Genomic DNA, 24,820 nt, shown 5'->3' on the forward strand with positions numbered 1-24,820 from the left:
TTCAGCCGTAGCCTTCTAAAAAGGATACACTGAGTCACCCTTTCATCAAAGTCCATAAGCCCGAAATCGCTACGGGGTTTACAGGGGGGAAAACAATCAGGGCAAATACATTCCATTGTAGTAAGGAAAAAAATTATCGCTGCTTTAATATCGGAAAAACAACTATAAAGGTATATTTTCTTGGATGGGCATATATCCATCTAATAGTTGGCTGTCTAAAATACTAATCCTAATGGTGTATGATCGCACGCATAGTATTTATTCAGGAAAAACCATGTATTGAATCAAGGGGACCGCCAGACCGAGGACCATGCAAAACTTGGCTGGCGGATCAGCGACGTGGCTCATCAAGGCTGAAGCGAAAGGTATCGCCGTCCGTATCCAGAATAAGCTGCGGCATATGCGAAGTCACGGGCGCGGGACGAACAACCGGTATTTCTATGTGGCGGGCCCGAAACTCATCTTGCGGCGGTGCAGAAGACCCGTCCGGGTGAGAAGAGATCCGGGGCATTCTTAGCGCATCCGGTAAGATGATGTGCGAAATGACATGCACAAAGCCATTACTGCACGCCTGGTCAGAAACCATCAGATTGCTCATCCATTTGCCCGTAGACGGCTTGATCGTTGACTTATTCAACCACATGTTCTCGCCGGAAAGCATTCGCAACAAGCCACCTTCCCCATCCTGCGGTACTTCGTGGGCAGCGGGCGCGATATGCGCCAAGACGATCTGCCGCAATGCCTGAATCAGCGAGATTTTCAGTTGCTCGGCCGATTTCACGATCAGATAGCGCAGCGCCTCGGAAGACAGGTTGCCGGTATAACCAAGTGCGGTCGCAGTATGGACAAGGCCGCTATCGGCAGGAAGCAGAACGGTCACCCGTTCGCTACTTAGGCGCGCCTGCAGCATTTCTTCGGGGCACTGCGACTCAAGAACTGCCACTGCACCGGCAAATTGCTGCGCCGGCAGAAAGCCTTCTACAAAACGATAAACTGTTCCCATTGCGCACTCGGCCCTCATCCAACCCGAAGCGCATGTTTTACGAAACACACGGCGGCGTAAACCTGCCTAAAAAGTGGCTGCGCTCTATAGAATAGAACCATATGTAGATGTGATGCGCCATGCGACCACAAACTGTGAATATCAGCCTTTCTACGGTCTAGGTTACGGCAATTCTTTGCCGGCACTGTATCGTGAACTTGTGCAAACCCGGGTGTGGCGCCATATTCCGTCAGTTCCCTGAAACAGTGCTGGGCCAGATTGCGAACAGATCGTTTTCGGGACTGTGGTGAGGGCGCGATACAATATCAGGACATCGCTATCAGCATTCGGGACTATTGCTGCACTATTGTGCAGATTGTTGTATCGTCATCGCAGATTATTACTAGTGCCGGAGACCATTAGCCTGAGCGGGCGCCTTCCGGGCTATCAAACGAAGCCAAAGCAGGAAACCAATGCCGCAATCCCTGAACCGGAATCGCAATCTTTACGGCCAAGCAATGCACCAGTTGAACTGGACTTTTGCGCAGGTCTGGGTGTTTAGCGCCATCATCAACGTGTTGATGCTGACCGGCCCAATATACATGCTGCAGGTCTATGACCGCGTCCTGTCCAGCGGGTCTGTGGCAACCCTGCAAGGGTTGTTCATCATTGCCTTTGTTCTTTATATCTTTCTTGGGGTCTACGAATTTCTGCGCGCGCGGATTTTATCGCGCGCGGGGTATCGGCTGGATGCAACACTGGGCGACAAGGCCGTCAACTTCTGGCTTCGCACGGGCGTTGTGCGCGACCGCGACGGGCACAATCCGGTGCGCGATCTTGATATGGTGCGCGGTTTTCTATCAAGCCCAGCAGTTCTGGGCCTGTTTGATCTGCCTTGGATCCCGTTATTTCTGGGCGTGGTGTTCTTTATCCACCCATGGCTTGGATACCTGACCATCGTGGGCGCGGGTGTGGTGGCCGTTGTTGCACTGATCAACCAGCGCATTACCCGCCAGCCCATTGCCGAATCCATGGCGATGGATTCTGCTGAACGAGCCTTCATCGAGCGCAGCCGCCGCAACGCCGAATCCGTGTTTGCCCTTGGGATGCAGGACAAGGTCGTTAGCCGGTGGCGCATGCTGCATTCTCTCGCGTTACGGAAATCTCAGCAGGGTGGCGATAGATCCGAGGGAATATCGGCATTTTCCAAAGCTTTTCGTCTGTTGCTGCAATCCGCTCTGCTGACGTTGGGCGCATACCTGGCCATCCGCCAAGAGGTATCACCAGGGGCAATCATCGCAACCTCGATCATCGCCGGGCGTGCGTTGGCACCTGTAGACCAGGTAATCGGTAACTGGCGCTCGATCGGACGCGCGCGCGAAGCAAACCGCCGCCTGCGCGAGGCTTTTGCACTGATACCTGCTGAACGCGCGCTTGTGCGCCTTCCTGAACCAAAGGGCGACTTTCAGGTGTCTCGACTAACCAAGATGGCACCCGCCCGTGCGAGTGGTGCTGAGCGGACAAAAATCCTTGATCGGATAAATTTCTCGCTTGAGCCGGGTGATGGGTTGGGCGTGATCGGCACCAGTGCAGCAGGTAAATCCAGTCTTGCAAAGGTGTTGGTCGGTGTCTGGAAACCAGACCTTGGCGAGGTTCGCCTGGATGGTGCCACCCTTGATCAATGGCACCCAGAGGATCTGGGCCGACACGTCGGATATCTGCCACAGTCGGTAGAAATGCTGCCAGGCACCATTGCTGAAAACATCGCCCGGTTTGACCCCAAGGCCAAAGACCGTGACATCATCGAGGCGGCAACAATCGCCGGTATCCACGAAATGATCCTGACCCTGCCCGAGGGTTACGGCGCCCGCATTGGCAACATCGATCAGCCGCTATCAGGCGGGCAAATCCAGCGGATCGGGCTTGCCCGGGCCATCTACGGGATGCCGCGATTGGTAGTACTGGATGAACCGAACTCGAATCTGGACAGTGACGGTGATGACGCCCTTTCCGAGGCGATCAAGATGTTGCGTGATCGTGGCTGTGTGGTGATTGTGATGGCCCACCGGCCAAGTGCGATTGCATCGGTGAACAAGGTAATGATCCTGCACAAGGGCGCAGTGGCGCGCTTCGGTGAGAAAGACGAAATCATGCGCCAGGCCATGCGCCCGACATCACAGAAGGCCGGATGAAAGCAATGGCAGAAACAACTCGACAATTGATCGCGCCAAAAACAAACCTGACGGCATCTGTGCGTTTTGGCGCCGTGCTTAGCCTCATCATGATGGCGGTGGTAATTTTCCTGCTGAAAACCACGATGATTTCAGGGGCGGTCATTGCCCCCGGTCAGGCCGTGGTGCGCGGCAAACCCAAGGTGGTACAAAGCCTGGACGGCGGGGTGGTGGATGCGATTTATGTCAAAGATGGTGACGTTGTAAAAGCAGGTGACATCTTGCTTTCGCTTGACCCAACTTTGCTGCGCGTCAATCTTGATATCTTCCGTAACCGTCTGGCCGAGGCCGTGGCCCGCGAAGGCAGGCTTGAGGCCGAATATCTTGGTCTTGACACCATCGAAACCCCCAAACCCGTGCCGCAGCTTGGCGGTGCGTCACTTGACCGGCACCTTGCCGGCCAGAAAGAGATTTTTGACGCGCGCAAAGACCTTTTGCAAGGTCGGCGGGATCAGCTGGCCGACCGGATCGTTCAGCTTCAAAGCCAGATCGAGGGCATGCAGGGGCGGATCGATTCAACCAAAGACCAGCTTAGCTATAGTGAACGCGAATTGGAAAGCGCGCGAAAACTGAACGAAAGCGGGCTTGCCCGCGAAAGCCAGGTTCTTGCGCTTGAACGCAGCAAATCCGGCTTTCTGGGCGAATTGTCGGGCCTCCAGGCTGAACTGTCTGGGATTAGGAACTCGATTGGCGATGCAGAAATGGAGGTTCTTCAGGCTGAACGCCAATTCAAGGAAGACGTCGTAACCCAACTACGCGAAGCGACCGCCACACGCGAAGAAATGGTGCTTCAGATCGTCTCAATCGAAAAGCAGCTTGCCCGGATCAAGATAACAGCGCCTTCAGACGGAATTATCCACGAAATGCAGGTTACCACGGTCGGCGGCGTTGTCCCGCCCGAGGCCACGATCATGCAGGTCGTGCCGGTATCTGAGGGTGTGGAATTTGAAATCCGTGTCGATCCGAAATCAATTGATCAGGTTTACGTCGGGCAGCGTGCCCGGGTTGTATTCCCGGCATTCGATATGCGCACCACGCCCGAGATTTTCGGCACCCTCGCAATGATCCCCCCCAGCACGGTGGCGGATCCGATCACCGGGCAGGCATATTTCCGTGTCGGGTTAAGCGTTCCACCAGAAGAGCTGTCGAAACTCGGCGCAGTCGATTTGATTCCCGGCATGCCAGTCGAGGCATTTCTTCAGGCAAGCGAGAGGTCGATCCTCAGCTATCTCACCAAACCGCTGACGGACCAATTACGTCACGCCTTTCGCGATGACTGAAACCAGTGCCAGCGCTTTAGCTACTATTCAAGAGTAAGGCAGAAACGGCACATATTCGCCAGGCGTTGTGCGAACGCTTTTCTGGCGCCGGTTTTGGATGCGTACTTCTGCGGGGAATTTCTGGCCTTGAGACACCCCGTTAAGCAGGATTAACAAGGGTACGCGTTTGGATGGCAGAAAGACGCGGCACTTAGTGCGTCCGGGGGAGCGGCTTTGGCGTTTTATCATCAGTTAACGCGCATATCGACCTAAACTACCATCAACAGGCAAGTCGAATCCGGCGAGGTGAAATCGCACCGCGTCACGCCAGACGCTGGAACTAACGCAAGCCTTGTTCGCGCAGCAATCAGCCACCAGACTGGACTTGACCGCATCAGAACGCAACCGCGCAGCACGCTGCGTGCATCCATAGGCATTCCGGCAGATCAGATGCGAAATCGCCCTGATATCCGCCGTTCTGGAGGCCGCATGATCTACCGTGGTGGCTGATTTAAGCGTGGCTGACAAAAGCCGCCAAAACCCGCGCAACTGAACATCAGCCTTGGGCACGGAGTTTCGAAACAGCGGCACCGGCCACTCAGTAACCGGTGCAGCGAAAAATCACTAGTATGGTCCGAAACAGGATTTTCATGTCAGTCATGAACGACAGGTTCTTATTATACTCTGAGTCAAAACGGGCGCGGGAAGCAAAGGAAGACGCGTTGCGATCTGACACCTGCCACGAGCCGGTGATGCCGGGGCGCAACCGAAAGTAATCATTTCCCGGATACATCGAACGCTGCTCTACCAACATCGGGCGCGGGCCAATCACTGACATCTCGCCTTTCAGAACGTTCCAAAACTGGGGCAGCTCGTCCAGGGACGATTTGCGGCAGAATGCACCATAGGCGGTGATCCGTGGATCATCTTTCAGTTTCTGGGTGGTTTCCCACTCGATCCGGGCTTCGGGATTTTTCTCAAGATGCACTTTCAGTTTCGCGTCAGCGTCGGGCACCATTGTGCGGATCTTCTTCAGCTGAAAAACACCACCGCTTTTTCCAAGCCTGGGCTGGCTGAAAAAGGGTGAAATGCCCTTGGCCGCCATCAGCAACGCAACCCCGGCGATAAGCAAAAGTGCCACCGGACCGATCAGGATCGTGAAAAAGATGTCAAATGCTCGCTTGCCGTATACGCGATAAAATCCGCGCTTCACCCGTACGTCGTCATGAGAAGTGCTGACAACGCTTTCCATGTGGGCAAATCTGTCCAAGTGTATGGTCATCTCACACCTCGAGTTTCATAACCTGGTTTCTAATCAATCTAGTCCGCCTTTTTACGGCAGATATTACTGGCAAATTCAAAACGACTTAACGTACTCAAATTGTTAACCTTCACGGTTCCTGATCGTAGCAAGGGCGCCTAACCAAAGTAAACTATACCATAAGGTCAGGGTTGCGTCACATTGCGCTAAATATCTGTTTCCATGAGGATTTTTGGTGGTCCGGTATGAAATTCCATACCTTTGGGACTGATTCCGACGCGATCTATCCCGCAGCAAAGCTTGCAAAAATACAATTATCTGAGAGCAAAGTCACTTTATTGACTTATTTTGTTAATAGATAATCGAAGGGTGTATAGAATCGCTATCTTCTCGTTTGCGATCCATAATACAGCTTTTGGTTGTTTTATCCGTCTTAAAAACAACCGAAAGCTATTCATAGTAATCGTAGTTATGGTCGTTTTCCGGGTAACGACACTTGTTTAGCACAACACCCAGAACGTTTGTTTGCGCGGCAAGATCCCGCTCACATATATCCACTTCCTTGGTCGTCGTGCTCTCAGCGGCCGCAACCAGTAGCACACAATCAACATTACCGACAAAGGCCAGGACATCGTCGGTTGCCAACATGGGTGGCATGTCGAAAATTGTCAGCGAAACATCAAGGCGGCGTTCCAAATCATTCAGCACAGCATGCGCGGTGTCGCTTTGAAGTAACTCGGACGGCGCGCGTATGGGCGCCTCACAAAGGCCGACGGCAAGGTTTGAACCATACCGTCGCATATGCACCAACGGGTCTGCCCTGCCCTCCAGCGCCTTGGAAAATTGCAACCCCTCCCGTTCAATCCCCAGCGTTCGGGCCAAAGCAGGGCGGCGCATATCCATATCAATCATAAGGGTGCGGATGTCAGATTGTCGCGCCAGACTGAAGGCCAAGTTGGCGCAAACCGTGGTCTTTCCACAGGCGCCCCCCGGCGAAGTGACAGCCAGACGACGCCAATTATTGGCCCGCATTTGCTGCAACACCTTGGTGCGCAACATATCAAACGGAGTCGATTCACCGCCACCTGCAAAAGTCAGCACCCGGTTACGGCGCATGACGTCCGGTTGGGGAACAAACTCTGGGATGCCCGCCCAAGCGTCGAGGGTCAGCGACTCGGGCAACTGGTGTGGCTGCGCGGCAATCGGGACAGCCTGTCCCTTGGGCCGGTCATCTTTGCGACGCGCCCTTGCCTTGTCAATTGCGGATTGTAAACGTTCCATTACTGCATTCTCTGCTGATTAGATCTGCTTCAATTTGGTCATCCGCTACGCGCTGGACCGAGAAATTACCCGAGTCCGATCTTGCCTAAAATCCGCTCGAAAAGAGTATCCAGCGGCAGGTAGTACATATGCACCGCATAGATTGCCAGTGACAGCGCCACCGCAGCGCCCACGGCAACGAAAACCAGGGTCGAACGACGGCTCCGTGTCTCGTGGTCAGTCTTGACATAAGGCAGGGTCACCAGCGGGGTGATCGTCAGAGCCTTCACCATGTCGGAAGGGCGGCGAATGGCACGGTTCATCAGTTCCAGCAAAACGACCAAACCCAGCCCAAGAACGCTTCCCCCCAACACGCCGCCCAGCGCGATCAATTTACGGTTCGGGCTGAAAGGTTCTATCGGCAGGACGGGCTGTTCGACAACACTGATACGCTGCCCTCTTGACAGCGCCTCGATGCGTTCACCGGTCTGGGCCGCCGCAAGACGCTGAACCGCCTCGGCGTATTGACCACGCGTAATACTGTTTTCCCGCTCCAACTCTGACAGGCGCGCCGCATTCGCAGGGGTTTGCGCTATCGACGCCTGAAGTAGCGCGATTTGCTGCGTTACCTGTTTCTTTTCATCAGAGATATAGGCGAGTTCGCCATCAACCTGGGCCATCTGGGTATCATAGATCGTCGGGCCGGTGCCGCTGTCAGAGCTAGCGCCGGATTTACTGGCCACGGCGGCTTCCAATGCGGCAACCTGCGCCTTCAAGGCGCGGATCCGCGGGTTTTGATCAGAATAGACCAACTGCGCACTATCCAACTGCGCTCTCATCGCCTGCAACTGGCGCTGCTCGGGGGTTTGCGGGGCAGTAAGGTCATCTACCCGGCCCGTGCGTTCGTAAAGATCAACCAAACGGCGGCGTCGATCTGTCTGCGCGGCTTCTTCGCGTTGCAACTGCACCAGCCGCTCTTGCAGGGCAGATTGTTGCGACCGGCGAAACTCCAGGCTGTCGGGCAAGCTGTCCTGATTTTGGGTGCGAAATGCCAAAAGCACAGCCTCCTGACGATCCAGATCGGCGCCAAGCCGGTTAACTTCCTGCTGGAAAAAATCAAGCGTTTGCGCCGCACGCCCCGTCCGCATCGAGACGTTTTGTTGCAAGAGGATATTCACCAGCTCGTTGGCCACCTGAAACGCCTGGTTTGCGGTACGCCCGTTGAAGGCGATGCTGATCGTTGGAACGTCATTCTTGCCGGTGCGGCTGACAATCTCTACGCGGTTTCGCATATCACTGACAATGTCTGCTGCATTCATGTTCGGTGTACTGCTGTAGATCGAGAATTTATTGGCAAGTTCCAGCAGGTTGGGGCGCGTCAATAACTGCTGCTCCAGTATCTTGAGCTGTTCCGCCGCGCCAGTCCGCACCGTCGAAGGGGCCAGTTCATTTGGAATTTGCGCGTCTTCAAACAACAGCAGCGCGCTGGCCCGGTATTTCTCTGGCAGAATAACAGCCACCGCTATGCCGATGACCGAAACGGTAACGGCCACGAGCAAGAACCACGGCAGTCGGCGCGCGAAAATCGACAAAAGAAATTTCGGATCAATGCTCATCGGTCTGTTCTCGCAAATTTGTGGCGCCACTAGCAAAAAATACGCCATCATCCAACACCTGTTGAACGAGGGACTCTGTCACACGTTTGCGATTTGCCGTGAACGCATAGACCATTGATAAATCGCATAACTGGTTCACCAATCGCGGCACACCACCCGTGGCCTTGTGGATCAGCGCACACGCCTTGACCCCAAAAATACGCGTCGTTGCGCCCGCAACCCGCAATCGATGGCTGATATAGGTCTCGACCGTCGGTGCGTCCATTGCGGTCAAATGGAATGCGGCCGCAACGCGCTGCGCGAACTGGGTCAGATCAGGACGCAACACCAAATCGCGCAATTCGGGCTGGCCAACCAAAACAAGCTGCAACAATTCGTCGCTGTTGGCGTTGATATTGGTGAACATCCGCAATTCTTCAAGCGATTCACGGCTAAGATTTTGCGCTTCGTCAAAGATCAGCACCGTGTGGCGCCCCTGAGCATATTCCTCGACAAGAAATGCCTGAAACTGATGGAACAGATCTACATAGGTTGCCGCAGGTTCGGTCTTTTGCGATAATGCATGCAAAATCCAGCGTAGCAACTCACCCCGATCACCATGCGCGTTCGAAATCAGGCCCACCGTCACATCGCGCTCCAAATGGGTCAAAAGATAGTGCAGCAGGGTCGTTTTGCCCGCCCCTACCTCGCCCGTGATCAGCGTGATCGGGGCATGGGTAATCAGCCCATATTCCAAAATCGTGTAAGCCCGCCGATGCGCGCCGGACCAAAACAGAAATTCAGGATTGGGAACCAATGTAAAAGGGCGCTGCGAGAGCCCGAAATGCTCTGTATAGATGTCAACATAACTGGACATTTCTCTAGAAAACCGCCTGCATTATCGCATTGCTTCGCTTGGCGCGATTTTTGCTAACCTCTTGTGACACATCAATTACAACTCACCCCTCAATCAACGCCCTAACACACCCGGGACTGCCCCCCGATCGTGACATTGAACCGCGCACAAGGTTCAAGAACGTCATACTTCGGCTTGTGCCAGCGAATCACGAGAATGCATACCCTACATGTAATCTTTGCGGCTTTCTGTCACGATCTGGCTATGCCAGCACATTGTGCAGTCACGTTATAGACAATAGCCGTTGGTTTCGATGAACTATGCGGATATTGGGTACAGTCGTTCAAATGCATTATCAAAATCAGCTTCAACCCCACAATCGTCACTTGGCGGCGTCGAATCACACAAGTAGCCTTGGCGACACGACTTTATGAACCAGAGGAATCAGTAATGTCCATTCGGCGTAGCGTTTCTATTTTGGCTTTGGTGCTGGCTGCAACCATGGCACTTTCCGGATGTGACAGCGCTGAAGAGCGGGCTGAGGCACATTTTCAATCCGGGATGGCACTGCTGGCCGATGGTGACACAGATCGCGCCCTGTTGGAATTCCGAAATGTCTTCAAGCTGAACGGCCAGCATCGGCTGGCACGCGAAACCTATGCCCGAATTCAACGCGAGCGCGGTGTATTGGACGAAGCGTATAGCCAGTATCTGCGACTGGTGGAACAATACCCTGATGATCTGGAAGGTCGCAGCGCCTTGGGCGAAATGGCCCTGGACAAGTCGGATTGGCCAGAGGCAACGCGCCATATCCGGGCGGCACGCGAACTTGCGCCCGATGACACGATGGTAATCGCGCTGAACGCAGCACTGGATTACCGGCAGGCGCTGGTCGACAAAGACCCCGCCGCCGCCGCCCGCGCCGCTGCAGTCGCGCAAGAGGTGCAAACACGCGCCCCCGACAACGCGGTCGCAAGACGCGTGATTATTGATGCGCTGTTACGGGATCAAAAGCTGTCCGAGGCGCTCACCCAGATTGATGCCGCCCTTGAGCGAGACCCCACCAACCTGGCAATGCACCAGGCCAAGCTGAAGGTGCTGGCGATATTGCGCGACAGCGCGGCCATGGGCACACACCTGCAAGAGATGGTAAAACTCTTTCCCGACAACACGTCGATCCGGGATGCGCTGATCGTCTGGTTTGTTCAAACTGGCAACCCCGATGGAGCAGAAACGTTTCTGCGCAGCCAGATAGCCACCGCCAAGCCCGAACAGGCCGAACAGGCCCATATCAACCTGGTGCAGTTTCTACGCCAAGCCAAAGGCACCGACGCCGCCCGCAATGAGCTTGTGCGTCTAATCTCCGAGGATGCGAACGTCGGTATCTATCGCAGCCTCCTGGCCTCGATCGACTTTGACAACGGCGATACGGCAACCGCAATTTCCGCAATGGAGACCCTGCTGAAAGACAGCACGCCGGGCAGCCAGACCAACGGCTACAAAGCCACGCTCGCAAGGATGCTTGAGGCGACCGGCAACCACGTCGGCGCCCGCGCCCGCATCGAAGAAGTTCTGGCAGACGACCCCACCTTCGTGCCCGCGTTGAAAATGCGCGCCGGATGGCTGATCACCGATGACCGCCCGGGCGAGGCAATTGCCGAGCTGCGCCGCGCCATGGACCAAGACCCCCGCGACCCCGAAATCCTGACCCTGATGGCCAAGGCACACCTGCGGGATGGCAGCCGCGAGCTGGCTGGTGAGCGACTTGCCGTTGCGGTCGAGCTTTCAGGGCAAGGCAGTCAGGAATCACGCAACTATGCCGAATTTCTATTGCAAGATAACCGCCTGTCAACCGCCGAAAGCGTGCTGATCGAGGCCTTGCGCCGTGCCCCGACCGACATCAACCTGCTCTCGGCCCTGGGCGATATCTACCTGCGTATACCTGATCTTCCGCGCGCTGATGGCATTGAAAAGCAGCTTCAGGCCATTGGCACCGATGAGGCCCGGTTTGCCGCAAACCGCATTCAGGTGGCGCTGTTGTTAAGGCAGCAACGGGTGGAGGATAGTATTGCGCTATTGCAACAGATGGATAGCAGCAGCGATGGCGCGCTGGATGCCCCTACAACAATCACAAGCGCCTATCTGCAAGACGGCAAACCTGACAGCGCCGCCAGCTACCTTGACGGGCTGTTGGCCACCGCCCCGCAAGACCCGAAACTTCGGTTTCTGCGGGCGCAGGTAGATGCGGCCTCTGGCAACACCGCCGAGGCCGAAACCCAATTGCAGGCCCTATTGACCGAGAGACCGGGCGACGACCTCGTTGTTCAGGCGCTTTACGGATTACTGAGCAAAGCAGGTAGGCCCGAAGAAGCAGACCAAGTCCTGGAAGCGGGTCTACGGGAAAAGCCCGACTCGGTGCCCTTATTGCTGCGCAAAAGTGCAGCATTGGAAGCCAAGGGCAATTTTGAAGGCGCCATCGAAATCTATGAAACGCTTTATGAGGGCAATAGCGCCAATGTGATCATCGCCAACAATCTGGCCAGCCTTATCGCAAACCACCGCGATGATGAGGCCAGCCTGTCGCGCGCCTATACTATCAGCCGCCGCCTGCGCGGGCTGGCCAACCCCGCATTTCAGGACACATTGGGTTGGATCGAATACCGACGTGGCAACTTTGATGAGGCCGCCGCACAACTTGAACCCGCCGCCAAAGGCATGCCTGACGATCCGGTCGTTCATCTGCACCTGGGCCTGACCTATGTCGCACTGAAACAGATCGACGCCGCGCGCAACGCGCTTACCCTTGCAATCGCCCTTGCCAAGGATAGCCCCGATCCACAATTCGCGCGCGCACGTCAGATATTGGCCGAGCTACCCGACACTGCCTCAAACTGAACCCGACAAAGTGTTGCACACGCGACATTGAAACGCATCGCATGACGCGGAAATCATGTAAAAAGTGTTTTTCCTTTCCGTGGTGGGGTATTGGCGATAGAATTTAACCTTGGGGGCGACTTCGCATTTTGGTGAAGGCTGACGGAGTAGAATGATGAAAAGAGTTTTTATTATAATGGCCGCTTTGGTCTGTGCAGCACTGCCAGCCGCAGCCCAGGATGGATACCGGATCAAACCGGGGGATCTGTTGCGTGTCGAGGTTTTGGAAGATTCAAATCTCAATCGTAACGTTCTGGTGCTACCCGATGGCAACATCGCACTGCCGATGGCGGGGACGGTGCAGGCGAGCGGTCAGACAGTAGCGCAGGTTCAAAATGCATTGGCAGCAAAACTGGGCCCCAATTTTGCAACTCCGCCCAACGTATATGTCGGCGTTGACCGTTTGGCCGAACCACGCGCAGAAACAGGCACAGCGCGCGCGGTTCCGGTGATTTCTATTTATGTGATGGGCGAAGCAGCCAAGCCGGGCAAATACGACCTGACGCGCGGCTCGACGCTTTTGCAAGCCTTGGCAGCAACGGGCGGGTTTTCAAAATTTGCGGCGACCAAGCGCATCCAGTTGCGCCGAGGGTCAGCGGTCTACAACTTTGACTACAAGGCGATGGAGCAGGGCAAAGTCGGGATTTCCAACACACGGCTGATAGAAGGCGATGTGATCGTGATCCCGCAAAGGCGACTGTTTGAATAACGAAACGAGGCAGGCAGTGAGCAAAAAACTGATCAAGCGCGCGGCAATCCTGGCCGTTATGGGGAATTGCGTGATGCCGGCTTTCGCACAAGAGGCCGGCATGACGTTTCACCTTGGCCTCGAAGAACGCCTGATATATGGCAGCAACTTGGCGCTTGAAACCCCTGCCGAGGGCAATACCGCCCTGGCCACGACGATGCTGACGTTTGGCATGGTTTCCCAGACCCGCACCCAAACCTTCACCTTTGACTTAGCGGGGGGTCTTGAAGCAGGCCACGACCCTGGCATCAGCGACCATTCGGGGATTTCCAACCCGTCGGCAAAGCTTGGCTATTCACGCGAATCCGCCAATGCCAACATCGCGTTCGGAACCTACTACCGGCGCGAAAGGGTCGATTTCCTGCGCGATCTGGATGACTTCATTGATGATGAGGGTGAACTGGATCTGCCCGAAGACCTGGCAGATCTGAACGGAACCGGTTGGCGTAATCGCTACGGCGCCGACGCCAAGCTAGAAGTGGGTGCCGCTGCGCCATTAGGCTTGATCCTGTCCGCCGCATTTACCGGCACCAACTATTCCGACACCAGTGACCCCGAGTTGACCGACAAGCGCCGACAGAACTATGATGCCACGGTACGCGCACATCTTTCCGACGTTGCTGAGGGCATGCTGACATTCGGGCACGAACGCTATGACGAAGAAGATGCAGACCAGACCCGTCGCGATACCGACACTGTTGAGCTAGGGCTTTCCTACGCCATGTCAGAACGCACGCGTTGGACGGCGGGGCTTGGGTATGCAAATATCGACACGCGTGAATCTGGTGTGACAACCACAGAAGAAGGCCCGACTGCACGTCTAGGGGTTGATGTTGACATGCCCAACGGCACTGCGGGCGCGGACTTTGTCGCGATCACCGACCAGAATGGGCGCAGATCAACAATCACCGTGAATCGCGCATTGGATCTGCCGACAGGTGCCGTTTTTGCCGAACTGGGGGTCACTAAAGGCGAGGAATTTGATGCGGTTATGGTTGGTGCGCTGAACTGGCGCCACGATATGCCACGCGGCCAATTCACCGCCCGCGCCGAGCGCAAGGCAAATAGCGACGATAGCGATCAGACCACATCAACTGCGCTTATCCTGAATTATGGACACGAGTTGACGACCGTATCGGGCGTCCAATTCGGTGTCAGTTACGCACAGATTGACAAGACATCCGGCAATCAGGTGGACCGCGCAAACGTATCGGCCAGTTACATTCAAGCCCTGACACCGGATTGGGACATGAATCTGGGCGTTGCCTGGAAAATGCGCGACGAAGAAACTGTCGGGCGTGCAACATCAGAAGAGGTTTTCGTCTCGCTCAGCCGCGATTTCAGCTGGACGCGGTAAGGTCGCCAAAGGTCGCGCAAGATCAATAAATATCGTAGCATGAATGGATGTGCGGGGGTCAGGCCACCCCCCAAATCCACGTCAGGCCCGAAGGGTGTGTCTATGTCGCTATCCGATAACAACATCTCCGCCATCTTTCCGGCCAGGGTAAACCTGCCGGGTCTTGCGTGGTTTGCGTTGCTGATTCTTGCCGCAGTGCCGATTTACTGGATCGGATTGATTTCGCTGGGGCGCGCATGGATTACCCCGGAATATAGTCATGGCCCCCTGATCCCGCTGATTTCACTTTACCTGTTCTTGCGCGAATTGCGCGCCCGCCCCCCCGCAGCAACGGGCACCCCGGTGAACCGGTTGCCCGGCATCGCGCTGCTGCTGATTGCTTTTGCGGTTGGTATTTTTGGCAACCTTGTGCGTATCCCGGATATCGTGACCTACGGGCTGATCCTGTGGGTTGGCGGGGTCATGCTGACGGGTTTTGGTTGGGCACAGGGGCGGTATCACTTTTTGCCGGTTGTGCATCTGGTGTTCATGCTGCCACTGCCGCAGTTCGTCTATTGGAAGCTGTCGATTTTCTTGCAGGGTGTTTCCTCCGAAATCGGGGTCTGGTTCGTGGCGCTGATGGGTGTGCCGGTGTTGTTGGAAGGCAACGTTATCGACCTCGGGATTTATAAGCTTCAGGTGGCCGAGGCGTGTTCCGGGCTGCGCTATCTGTTCCCGATCCTGTCATTTTCCTACCTGTTCGCCATTCTCTACCGCGGCCCGCTTTGGCATAAACTTGTGCTTTTGCTATCCGCAGCGCCGCTGACGGTGCTGATGAACTCAATCCGCATCGGGGTGATCGGGGTCATGGTCAATAGCTATGGTATTGAACAGGCCGAAGGGTTTTTGCACTTTTTTGAAGGCTGGGTGATCTTTCTGGCCTGTGTCGGCATCTTGTTCATCATGGCAATTGTTTTGCAACGGCTGACGCCAAGCCCCAAATCCCTGTCGGAAACGATTGATCTGGATTTTGAGGGCTTTGGCGCACAGGCCGCGCGCATACTGGGGATTGGCGCGTCAAAAGGGCTGGCCGCAGCGGCGCTGCTATCGGTTGCGGTGGCGGCAGCCTTCCTGCTGTTTCCTCCGACAGCGCGGGTTGTACCCGAGCGTGACCCCTTTGTGCTGTTCCCGCGAAATCTTGGCCCGTGGTCTGGCCTGCTGGAGCCGCTTGAACCCGCCGTTGAAAAGGTGCTGCGCGCCGATGATTATATCAATGCCAGCTACGCCAGCGCGGGCGAACCCGGATATGTCACCCTGTTTGTCGCCTATTACGACAAGCAGACCGAGGGGTCCGGTATCCACTCGCCCGAGGTTTGCCTGCCCGTCGGCGGATGGGAAATATTCTCGCTTGATCCGCATAAGGTCAGCATTCCCGGCACTGTCTACGGTGATTTCATGGTCAACCGGGCGGTCATTCAGAAGGGGCTGGACAGACAGCTGGTCTATTACTGGTTTGAGCAACGCGGTCGGCGGATGACAAATGACTATCTGGCAAAGGTCAGCGTGGTCTATGACAGCCTGACGCGGGGTCGTACCGATGGCGCGCTGGTGCGCTTTGCGCTGCCGATAAACCCCGGCGAATCCGAGTCCGACGCCGAGGCCCGGATGCAGCGGTTCATGGCCCTCGCCTTGGCGCGCATGCCCCGGTTTGTGCCGGAATAGGCCCGCTTTTCGGAATGTCGTTTACCGCCCCCCCTGCCAGCAGCAACGCCGCAAAGGTGCTTTGGGCAGTTGCCGCCCTCTGCCTTATCATTGAGGCCGTGCTGCAAGCCGCCGATCACGGCCTGATCGGATCTGCCCGGTGGCGACAGCTTGCATGGCAATACGGTGCCTTTTGGGCAGGGCTGTTGCGTGATTGGCGCCCCAACTATGCCGCGCAGCCGGTGCTGATGTTTCTAAGCTATTCGGTGTTGCACGCCGGATTTTGGCATCTTGCGGGTAATATGGCGGCGCTCGCGGGGTTGGGGCCGATGATATTGGCGCGTGGGGTTGGGGCACGCGATGTACTGGTGTTATGGGTTTTATCAGCGATTGGCGGCGGGTTGGCCTTTGGCCTTTTGGCCGCCAGCCCGCAGCCGATGATCGGGGCTTCGGGGCCGCTGTTTGGCCTTGCGGGCGCCTGGAAGGCGTTTGAATGGCAAGCGGCGCGGCGCACCGGCGCAGCGCAATGGCCAATCACCCTTTGGGTGCTGGCACTGGCGCTTTTGAATCTGGTCCTATGGGCAGCTAACGACGGGTCACTGGCCTGGCAGACCCATCTTGGGGGGTTTGTGACGGGTTGGGCGTGGGCGCTTTGGTTTGCGGCGCGGCGCGGCGCTGACCGATCTTGCTGAAGATCCGGTCGTAGGCGTCCAGCAATTTGGGCATCGAGTGATCCCACGAAAGCCACCCCAGCACCCTTTCACGGCCGATCTTGCCCATCCGTTCCCGCAAGGCCGGGTCTTCGATCAACACCGCCAGTTTTTCCGCAAAATCCACCGGATCATTGGCGCGGGCATAAAGCGAGGCCCCTTCCGCCGACATCCGCCCCTCGGTCAGATCAAACTGCACCAGCGGTTTTTCCAAGGTCATGTATTCCATGACCTTGTTCATCGTCGAGATGTCGTTCATCGCGTTTTTCGGATCGGGTGAAACGCCGATATCTGCGGTATTCAGCACCGCCAACAATTCTTCGCCATAGAGCGGGCCGGTAAAGGTGAACCAGTCATCCAGCCCATGTGCGCGCACGTCACGCTTCACTTCCTCCAGATGCGGGCCAAAGCCGACGATGGCAAAATGCACGCCCCGATGCCCCAGGACATTGACCAGATGGTCAGCGGCGGCCACCAAAAGGTCCATCCCCTCTTGCTGGCCGATCACGCCGACATAACCCATCATTATGCCCGCGCCCTTCTTTAGCGCCGGGTCTGGCGGGCGGATTTCAAACTTTTCGACCTGCGGCGCCGAGCGTACAACAAACACGTCTTCCGGGTTCATCTTGCCGCGCCGAATGGCAATCTGGCGAAAGCTCTCATTCGTCGCGATTGACACAGAGGCACAGGCAAACGTCAGCCGTTCCCAGACCAGCATCACCCGGTACAGCAACCCCTTCTTGCCAAACTTCGCCTCAAACAATTCCGGGCAGACATCGTGATGGTCAAATAGATAGCGCACCCCAAAAAGCCGATAACGCAGCGCCAACAGAAACACGAGGTCGGGCGGATTACAGCCATGGATCACGTCAAACCCACGCTCGCGGCGCACGCGCCGGGCCAGCCGGAACATATGCCACAAAAAGTGCAGATATTCGCGCGCATAGGCAATGGCGCCGGCGTGGGCCTCGATCGGGGCGGGATAGCGGTAGATATGGACGCCTTCGATCACCTCATAAAGCGCGTTCCAGCCGCGCCCGGTGGGGCAAATCACGCTGACCTCATAGCCATGCGCCACCAGTGTTGTCGCCTCAAGCCAGACCCGTCGATCCAGTGGCACGGGCAGGTTTTCAACCACGATCAGAATGCGGCGGCCTTCTTCGCCCTTGGTGTGATTATTCATCAGGCCCCCTCTGCGCCCTTCGCGTAACAGCAAACGATCATTGCGCCGGGGCGCGGTTATAAATATCAGCGTAGCGCACAATGTCATCTTCGCCCAGATAAGCGCCTGTCTGAACCTCAATCAAATACATCGGCACCTTGCCGGGGTTCTCCATACGATGAATCGCACCCAGCGGAATATAGGCTGACTCATTTTCCGACAGCAGGCTTACATCGTCATTCACCGTGACACGCGCTGTGCCGCTGACCACGACCCAGTGTTCGGCCCGATGGACATGGCTTTGCAGACTTAACACACCGCCGGGCTTGACCATGATCCGTTTGACCTGAAACCGGTCGCGCAGACACAGCGTTTCATACCACCCCCAAGGGCGGTAGCAGCGCGGAAACTCGGATGCCTGCGCAACCGTGCCATGTTTCAGCACCTGCACCACTTGGCGTACGTCCTGCGCACGGTCCATATTGACGACCAAGACCGCATCACGCATCGCTACCGCCGCAATATTGTCGAGCCCCATACCGACCAAGTGCATGTTCTCATCTTCCGAACGCAGCAGTGTACGGGTGCAGTCAATTGCGGTGACATTGCCGCTACGCGCGACCTGATCGGTGCCCGTCGCCAGAAAGGCGTGCAGCGTATCCCAACTGCCAAGATCCAGCCAATCCGCCATGAACGGCACCGCAACAACATTATCGGCCTTTTCCATGACGGCGTAATCAATCGAGATGGCTTCGGCCTGCGCATAGTCTTTTACGCCTAACCTGAAAAATCCCAGATCATGCTCTCCGGCGGCCAAAGCCGCACGGCAGGGGGCGATCAAGTCAGCCGCATGCCTTTGGTAGGCGGCCAGAATATCACCCACGCGAAACAGATACATGCCCGTATTCCAGAGGAAATTTTCGGACTTTATCATCTCTTTGGCGCTGTCGAGATCGGGTTTTTCGGAAAAACTGGCCAACGGGGTGGCGCAACCCTGCATTGGGGGCTGTGTCAACTCCAGATAGCCGTAACCCGTTTCCGGTCGATCCGGGGTCACGCCAAAGGCTACCAGCATCCCCGCATTGGCAGCAACTTCGCCCGCCTGCACGGCAGCGTCGAAGGCTTCGTTTGAACGGATAAGATGATCCGAAGGCAGGACCAGCATCAGGTCATCCGGCACCCCTTCCAACTTTAGCGCGGCTGTCAAAATGGCGGGGCCGGTATCGAGGATGGTGGGCTCCAATATAACCTCAGCATCCATCACACCGATATCATTTGCCTGCTCTTGCGCCAAAAAGCGAAACACCTCATTCGTCAGGACAATCGGCGCCGCGTAACCGTGCCCTGATACGCGCTGCAATGTGTCTTGGTAGAGGCTTCGGTCACCCAGAAATGCGGCAAACTGCTTGGGAAATGCAGATCGGGAACTGGGCCAAAGCCGCGTTCCAGAACCGCCACAAAGAATAACAGGGTGAATCATGACTGCTGCTCCGAATAAGGGCTTATCGATCACATAAAACTGCTGCCGCAAGGCACTATATTAAAAACATACATTGATTCCCGCACTTTAGAAAAGAAAAGAACCATCCCGTCAAGAAAGATCAATGGCGGCACGCAGACAATGCGACGTAAGCGCCCGGCCTCAAGAGTTGCCGTGCAAGTGCTATGGCTTAACCCGCCGTCGCCCAATAGGTATTGACAATGCCTATTAGGCGGTGCTGAATAAACGCCTATTTACTCAATTGATTCCGCTGCAAAAAGCGCTGAGAAGCCCGGCTCGTCTGGCGGTCTTTTGGTGTGGGCAGCACTTAGTTCATTATGCTCTAGCCGCCACGCCCCGAGGAGGAGAGGATCAATGAGCCAAGCCACCGTCGATCACAACCCCGGCACGCGCGGCTTCTTTACGCGATGGTTCATGTCCACCAACCACAAGGATATCGGGGTTCTTTACATCTTTACCGCGGCCTTTATCGGGCTGATCGCGGCGCTGCTTTCGGTGTTCATGCGGCTGGAACTGATGGAGCCCGGCGTGCAGTACATGTGCGCCGAGGGATTTCGCTTTTGGCCCTCGGCCGCCGAGTGCACGCCCAACGGGCATATCTGGAACACCATCGTTACCTACCACGGCGTCCTGATGATGTTCTTTGTTGTGATTCCGGCCCTGTTCGGCGGTTTTGGAAACTATTTCATGCCGCTGATGATCGGCGCACCGGATATGGCTTTTCCCCGGCTCAACAACCTTAGCTACTGGCTGTTTGTTGCTGGTGCCAGCATGGCTGTGGCATCGTTTTTTGCACCGGGTGGTGATGGGCAGCATGGGGCCGGCGTTGGCTGGACACTTTACGCACCGCTATCGGTTCATGATGGGGGCATGTCGATGGATCTGGCGATCTTTGCGATTCATGCCTCGGGCGCAAGCTCGATCCTGGGCGCCATCAACATGATCACCACATTTCTTAACATGCGCGCCCCACGCATGACCCTTTTCAAGGCGCCGCTGTTTGCGTGGTCGATATTTGTCACCGCCTGGATGCTTTTGTTGGCGATGCCGGTGCTGGCGGGGGCAATCACCATGCTGCTGACAGATCGAAATTTCGGGACAACGTTCTTTGACCCCTCAGGCGGTGGCGACCCCCTGCTATACCAACATCTGTTCTGGTTTTTTGGCCATCCAGAGGTCTATATTGTTGTCTTGCCCGGCTTTGGCATCATCAGCCATGTGGTTGCGACATTCTCGAAAAAACCAATCTTTGGATATCTGCCGATGGTCGCCGCGCTGATCGCCATTGGCGGCCTTGGGTTTGTGGTCTGGGCGCATCACATGTTCACCACCGGCATGTCGATCACGCAGCAAAGTTTTTTCCAGGTCGCATCAGTAACCATCGCAGTGCCGACCGGTATCAAGATCTTCTCATGGCTGGCAACGATGTGGGGCGGCTCGATCGAGTTCAAGACACCGATGCTGTTTGCCTTTGGCTTCATCTTTCTGTTCACCGTAGGCGGCGTTACCGGGGTGGTACTGGCACAGGCCAGCGTCGACCGCGCCTATCACGACACCTACTATGTCGTGGCGCATTTCCACTATGTCATGAGTCTGGGGGCGGTATTCGCGTTGTTCGCGGGGCTGTATTACTGGTTCGCGAAAATGTCGGGGCGGCAGTATCCTGAATGGGCTGGAAAGGTGCATTTCTGGCTGTTCTTCATCGGTGCCAACCTCACTTTCTTTCCGCAGCATTTTCTGGGCCGTCAGGGTATGCCCCGGCGTTATATCGACTACCCCGAAGCATTTGCCTACTGGAATGAAATTTCAAGCTGGGGGGCGATTTTGTCATTTATCTCGTTGCTGTGGTTTATCGGGCTTGCCTCTTACGCCCTGTTTGCCGGCCAGCGGGAAACGCGCGCGAATTATTGGAACGACTACGCCGACACCCTGGAATGGACCTTACCAACCCCGCTACCAGAACACACATTCGAACAACTGCCCAAGCCGGAAGACTGGGACCATGGCCATGCCTGATCACGATCTTCAGGTGTAATTTTAAGTAGGGATCCTGAGGTCGAATTAAAATGGGCGTTCTAGTGGCTTGATTTATATTCACCTTGGGTTAGGCTGAACAAAGGGAAGGCCTGCAATCGGCACGATAATTGCCACAAGTTTGCAAAACGTATCGTGCGACTGATTTCTGTCTCAGGGAGGAAGTTCATGAATATGGATCTATCAAGGCGAACCTTTTTGAAAGGCGTCGGCGCCGGTGTCGCGGGAACCGCGCTGGGGGCGTTCGGATTTGCGGGCGTTGAGACGGCCTATGCGGCAAACATCAAGGAATTCCGGCTGGTCAAAACCACCGAGGCACGCAGCACCTGCCCTTATTGCGCGGTTGCCTGCGGGATGATGGTGTTTGCCGCCGAAAGCAAAACCCACGCCGGCCGGATGGAAGTTGTCCATATCGAAGGCGATGTGGACAACCCGGTAAACCGCGGCACGCTTTGCCCGAAAGGCGCCGGCGCGCTGGACTACATCCGGTCACCTGCACGGGTAAAGGCACCGATGTATCGCAAGGCAGGTGCCAACGAATTCGAAGAGGTTACCTGGGATTTCGCCATGGAGCGGATCGCCACGCTGATGAAAGAGGATCGCGACGCGAACTTCATCGAAACCAACGGCGACGGCATCGCGGTGAACCGCTGGCCAACCATGGGCTTCCTCTCGGGCAGCTCATGCACTAACGAAACCGGCTGGATCACCTGGAAGGTCGCGCGCGGTCTGGGGATGCTCCAGATCGAGAATCAAGCAAGGATTTGACACGGACCGACGGTGTCCAGTTTGGGCCCATCATTTGGTCGCGGTGCAATGACAAACAACTGGACGGATATCGGTAACGCCGATGTTGTCTGGGTCATGGGGGGTAATGCCGCCGAGGCGCATCCCTGTGGTTTCAAATGGGTTACTGAGGCAAAGGCCACACGCGGGGCCAAGCTGATGGTCTGTGACCCACGCTTTACCCGGACGGCGGCTGTGGCCGATCTTTACGCGCCGCTGCGTTCCGGCAGCGATATCGCCTTTTTGTCCGGCATCATCAACTATTTGTTGTCGAACGATAAAATCCATACCGAATATGTGCGCAACTATACCAACGCCACCTATATCGTGAAGGATGAATTTGACTTCAACGAGGGTCTGTTCACCGGCTATGACGAGGACAAACGGGTCTATGACCGCTCGTCCTGGGAATATGTGCTGGGCGACGACGGCTTTGCGACGCGCGACATGACGATGCAGCACCCGCGCTGCGTCTATCAACTGATGAAGGCACATTTTGCCACCTACACGCCCGATGTCGTGCAGCGTGTTTCCGGCACTCCGCCCGAAAAGTTCCTGAAAGTGGCCGAATTGGCAGCCTCTACTGCCAATGGCGAGCGGTCGATGACCATCATGTATGCCTTGGGCTGGACCCAGCATTCGCACGGATCGCAAAACATCCGGTCAGCGGCGATGATCCAGCTTTTGCTGGGCAACATCGGCGTTCCGGGGGGCGGCATCAACGCGTTGCGCGGCCATTCAAACGTGCAGGGCATCACCGATATCGGCACTCTTACGGCCTCTTTGCCCGGCTATCTGGCAATGCCTACCGATAAGGAACCCACGCTTGAGGCGCATCTGGCAAAGCGGACGTTTACGCCGCTTCAGGAAAACCAGATCAGCTACTGGCAGAATTACGGCAAGTTCTACGTCAGCTTCCTGAAGGGGATGTACGGCAAGAACGCGACGCCCCAAAACCAATTCGGTTATAACTGGCTGCCCAAGCTGGATGTGGCCTATGACGCGCTGAAAATGTTTGACGTCATGCATCAGGGCAAAACCACGGGCCTGTTGTGCCAAGGGTTCAACCCGCTGATGTCAATCGCCTATTCGGGCAAGACGATAGCGGCCCTGTCCAAGCTGAAATTCCTGGTCAGCATGGACCCGATCGAAACCGACACCGCCTATTTCTGGCAAAACCACGGCGAGTTCAACAACGTCGATACCGCCAGCATCCAGACCGAAGTCTTCATGCTGCCCGTCACCTCTTTCGTGGAAGAAGACGGCAGCCTGACCAACTCCAGCCGGAATATCCAATGGAAATGGCAGGCGGCGGACCCCTACTTCGACTCGCGCCGTGATATCGACATCCTTGCAGATCTGTTCTGGCGGATCCGCAATATGTACGAAGCAGACGGCGGCACCGCCCCCGACCCGATCACCAAGATCGACTGGAGCTATGCCGACCCGATGGCCCCAACCTCGGATGAGATCCTGAGGGAGTTGAACGGCCGCGCGCTGACAGATCTGCGCGATGCCGAAGGCAAGGTGACCCGCAAGGCAGGCGAACAGCTGGCCAGTTTTGGTGAAATGCGCGATGACGGGTCAACCGATGGCGTGCAGTGGATCTATACCGGCGTCTACAGCCCGGAAGGAAACCTGTCGCAACGGCGTGACAACTCTGACCCGTCGGGGATGAATGTCTATGGCAGCTGGGGCTTTTGCTGGCCTGCCAACCGGCGCATCCTTTATAACCGCGCCTCTGCCGACCCATCCGGAAAGCCATGGAGCGAAGGCAAGAAATATGTCTTCTGGGATGGTCAGCGCTGGGGCGGTGCCGATGTGCCGGACTTCCCCACAGGTAACGCACCGTCACGCGGGACCGGCCCTTTCATCATGACGACAGAAGGCGTGTCGCGCCTGTTTGCGCGCACGATGATGGCCGAAGGCCCGTTCCCGGTGCACTATGAGCCGTTTGAATCACCGATCAAGAACCCCTTGTTCCCGGCAATTCGGGGCAACCCGGTGGCACGGGTATTTGACAACGATATGGAAATTTTCGGCAGTGCCGACGAATTCCCCATCGTTGCCACAACCTACCGCCTGACCGAACATTTCCACTACTGGACCAAGACCGTTCACATGAACGCCGTGGTGCAGCCCGAATTCTTCGTGGAAATGTCCGAGGCCCTTGCCCAAGAACGTGGCATCAAACCGGGCCAGATGGTTCGCGTCCGGTCCCACCGGGGCGAGGTCAAGGGCAAGGCGATGATCACCAAGCGGCTGAAACCGCTGCAAGTGGATGGGAGGACACTGCACTATGTCGGGCTACCGCTGCATTGGGGGTTCATTGGGCAGGCGAAAAAGGCCTCTCCGATCAACTCGCTGACGCCGCCTGTGGGGGATGCCAACGCCCAGACGCCGGAATTCAAGGCGTTCCTGGTGGATGTTACCCCACTGTCTGACACGGTCGCATGAGGGAGGA

At 56.3% G+C, this 24,820-nt stretch carries 16 protein-coding genes; 9 read left to right on the forward strand and 7 right to left on the reverse strand.

Annotation, left to right across the window (positions count from 1 at the left end; all coding sequences use genetic code 11):
- Positions 1 to 331 precede the first annotated feature (331 nt).
- The gene (locus tag ACM62R_RS14745; RefSeq protein ID WP_415184804.1) at positions 332 to 1,051 is read right to left on the reverse strand and encodes a fasciclin domain-containing protein; all 720 of its coding nucleotides are present in this window, start codon (positions 1,049 to 1,051) and stop codon (positions 332 to 334) included.
- A gap of 404 nt (positions 1,052 to 1,455) precedes the next feature.
- On the opposite strand from ACM62R_RS14745, the gene ACM62R_RS14750 reads away from it, so the two are divergent.
- Entirely contained in the window at positions 1,456 to 3,174 is a 1,719-nt protein-coding gene (locus tag ACM62R_RS14750) for a type I secretion system permease/ATPase (RefSeq protein WP_415184805.1), read from the forward strand.
- Between the two features lie 5 nt (positions 3,175 to 3,179).
- Positions 3,180 to 4,493 carry an HlyD family type I secretion periplasmic adaptor subunit gene (locus ACM62R_RS14755; protein ID WP_415184806.1) on the forward strand — a complete coding sequence of 438 codons (1,314 nt, stop codon included), beginning with the start codon at positions 3,180 to 3,182 and terminating at the stop codon, positions 4,491 to 4,493.
- A gap of 577 nt (positions 4,494 to 5,070) precedes the next feature.
- On the opposite strand, the gene ACM62R_RS14760 is transcribed toward ACM62R_RS14755, so the two are convergent.
- The 4 genes from ACM62R_RS14760 to ACM62R_RS14775 all read right to left on the reverse strand — a co-directional run bounded on the left by ACM62R_RS14760 (position 5,071) and on the right by ACM62R_RS14775 (position 9,465).
- Positions 5,071 to 5,724, reverse strand: a complete 654-nt coding sequence (locus ACM62R_RS14760; RefSeq protein WP_415184807.1) for a sugar transferase — start codon at positions 5,722 to 5,724, stop codon at positions 5,071 to 5,073.
- A 459-nt stretch (positions 5,725 to 6,183) separates the two neighbouring features.
- Positions 6,184 to 7,014, reverse strand: coding sequence for a CpsD/CapB family tyrosine-protein kinase (locus tag ACM62R_RS14765; protein ID WP_415184808.1), 831 nt, complete (start codon positions 7,012 to 7,014; stop codon positions 6,184 to 6,186).
- 65 nt (positions 7,015 to 7,079) lie between these two features.
- A complete protein-coding gene (locus ACM62R_RS14770; protein ID WP_415184809.1) occupies positions 7,080 to 8,609 on the reverse strand; it encodes a GumC family protein in 1,530 nt (509 codons plus the stop codon).
- Positions 8,599 to 9,465, reverse strand: a complete 867-nt coding sequence (locus tag ACM62R_RS14775) for an ExeA family protein (protein WP_415184810.1) — start codon at positions 9,463 to 9,465, stop codon at positions 8,599 to 8,601. The genes ACM62R_RS14770 and ACM62R_RS14775 overlap by 11 nt, the downstream gene beginning before the upstream one ends.
- A 429-nt stretch (positions 9,466 to 9,894) precedes the next feature.
- Between ACM62R_RS14775 and ACM62R_RS14780 the strand changes: the two genes are divergently transcribed.
- From ACM62R_RS14780 to ACM62R_RS14800, 5 genes are all read left to right on the forward strand, one after another.
- A complete protein-coding gene (locus ACM62R_RS14780; RefSeq protein WP_415184811.1) occupies positions 9,895 to 12,339 on the forward strand; it encodes a tetratricopeptide repeat protein in 2,445 nt (814 codons plus the stop codon).
- A gap of 154 nt (positions 12,340 to 12,493) precedes the next feature.
- Positions 12,494 to 13,087, forward strand: a complete 594-nt coding sequence (locus ACM62R_RS14785) for a polysaccharide biosynthesis/export family protein (RefSeq protein WP_415184812.1) — start codon at positions 12,494 to 12,496, stop codon at positions 13,085 to 13,087.
- Positions 13,088 to 13,103: 16 nt separating this feature from the next.
- Positions 13,104 to 14,483 (forward strand): hypothetical protein, encoded by a 1,380-nt coding sequence (locus tag ACM62R_RS14790; protein ID WP_415184813.1) that lies wholly within the window; start codon positions 13,104 to 13,106, stop codon positions 14,481 to 14,483.
- A 102-nt stretch (positions 14,484 to 14,585) separates the two neighbouring features.
- Positions 14,586 to 16,184, forward strand: coding sequence for a VPLPA-CTERM-specific exosortase XrtD (xrtD, locus tag ACM62R_RS14795; protein ID WP_415184814.1), 1,599 nt, complete (start codon positions 14,586 to 14,588; stop codon positions 16,182 to 16,184).
- 14 nt (positions 16,185 to 16,198) lie between these two features.
- On the forward strand, positions 16,199 to 16,855 hold the full coding sequence (locus ACM62R_RS14800) for a rhomboid family intramembrane serine protease (protein WP_415184815.1): 657 nt from the start codon (positions 16,199 to 16,201) through the stop codon (positions 16,853 to 16,855).
- Here the strand turns inward: ACM62R_RS14800 and ACM62R_RS14805 are convergent.
- Together ACM62R_RS14805 and ACM62R_RS14810 are read right to left on the reverse strand one after the other, a co-directional pair.
- Entirely contained in the window at positions 16,749 to 18,056 is a 1,308-nt protein-coding gene (locus ACM62R_RS14805; RefSeq protein ID WP_415184816.1) for a glycosyltransferase family 4 protein, read from the reverse strand. The genes ACM62R_RS14800 and ACM62R_RS14805 overlap by 107 nt on opposite strands.
- A 37-nt stretch (positions 18,057 to 18,093) precedes the next feature.
- Entirely contained in the window at positions 18,094 to 19,515 is a 1,422-nt protein-coding gene (locus ACM62R_RS14810; RefSeq protein ID WP_415184817.1) for a mannose-1-phosphate guanylyltransferase/mannose-6-phosphate isomerase, read from the reverse strand.
- A gap of 375 nt (positions 19,516 to 19,890) precedes the next feature.
- Between ACM62R_RS14810 and ctaD the strand changes: the two genes are divergently transcribed.
- Both ctaD and fdnG read left to right on the forward strand, forming a co-directional pair.
- Positions 19,891 to 21,552: a cytochrome c oxidase subunit I gene (ctaD, locus tag ACM62R_RS14815; RefSeq protein ID WP_415184818.1), complete on the forward strand. Its 1,662-nt coding sequence runs from the start codon at positions 19,891 to 19,893 to the stop codon at positions 21,550 to 21,552.
- A gap of 186 nt (positions 21,553 to 21,738) precedes the next feature.
- Entirely contained in the window at positions 21,739 to 24,813 is a 3,075-nt protein-coding gene (gene fdnG / locus ACM62R_RS14820; RefSeq protein WP_415184819.1) for a formate dehydrogenase-N subunit alpha, read from the forward strand.
- Positions 24,814 to 24,820: the final 7 nt, after the last annotated feature.

This window comes from Phaeovulum sp., from assembly GCF_047638075.1.
GTDB lineage: Bacteria > Pseudomonadota > Alphaproteobacteria > Rhodobacterales > Rhodobacteraceae > UBA6197.

Bases quoted from the DNA above. Each gene is read 5' to 3' on its own strand.
- ACM62R_RS14750 (WP_415184805.1), top strand. From the start codon at position 1,456: ATGCCGCAATCCCTGAACCGGAATCGCAATCTTTACGGCCAAGCAATG.
- ACM62R_RS14755 (WP_415184806.1), top strand. From the start codon at position 3,180: ATGGCAGAAACAACTCGACAATTGATCGCGCCAAAAACAAACCTGACG.
- ACM62R_RS14760 (WP_415184807.1), bottom strand. From the start codon at position 5,724: ATGGAAAGCGTTGTCAGCACTTCTCATGACGACGTACGGGTGAAGCGC.
- ACM62R_RS14765 (WP_415184808.1), bottom strand. From the start codon at position 7,014: ATGGAACGTTTACAATCCGCAATTGACAAGGCAAGGGCGCGTCGCAAA.
- ACM62R_RS14770 (WP_415184809.1), bottom strand. From the start codon at position 8,609: ATGAGCATTGATCCGAAATTTCTTTTGTCGATTTTCGCGCGCCGACTG.
- ACM62R_RS14775 (WP_415184810.1), bottom strand. From the start codon at position 9,465: ATGTCCAGTTATGTTGACATCTATACAGAGCATTTCGGGCTCTCGCAG.
- ACM62R_RS14780 (WP_415184811.1), top strand. From the start codon at position 9,895: ATGTCCATTCGGCGTAGCGTTTCTATTTTGGCTTTGGTGCTGGCTGCA.
- ACM62R_RS14785 (WP_415184812.1), top strand. From the start codon at position 12,494: ATGAAAAGAGTTTTTATTATAATGGCCGCTTTGGTCTGTGCAGCACTG.
- xrtD (WP_415184814.1), top strand. From the start codon at position 14,586: ATGTCGCTATCCGATAACAACATCTCCGCCATCTTTCCGGCCAGGGTA.
- ACM62R_RS14800 (WP_415184815.1), top strand. From the start codon at position 16,199: ATGTCGTTTACCGCCCCCCCTGCCAGCAGCAACGCCGCAAAGGTGCTT.
- ACM62R_RS14805 (WP_415184816.1), bottom strand. From the start codon at position 18,056: ATGAATAATCACACCAAGGGCGAAGAAGGCCGCCGCATTCTGATCGTG.
- ACM62R_RS14810 (WP_415184817.1), bottom strand. From the start codon at position 19,515: ATGATTCACCCTGTTATTCTTTGTGGCGGTTCTGGAACGCGGCTTTGG.
- ctaD (WP_415184818.1), top strand. From the start codon at position 19,891: ATGAGCCAAGCCACCGTCGATCACAACCCCGGCACGCGCGGCTTCTTT.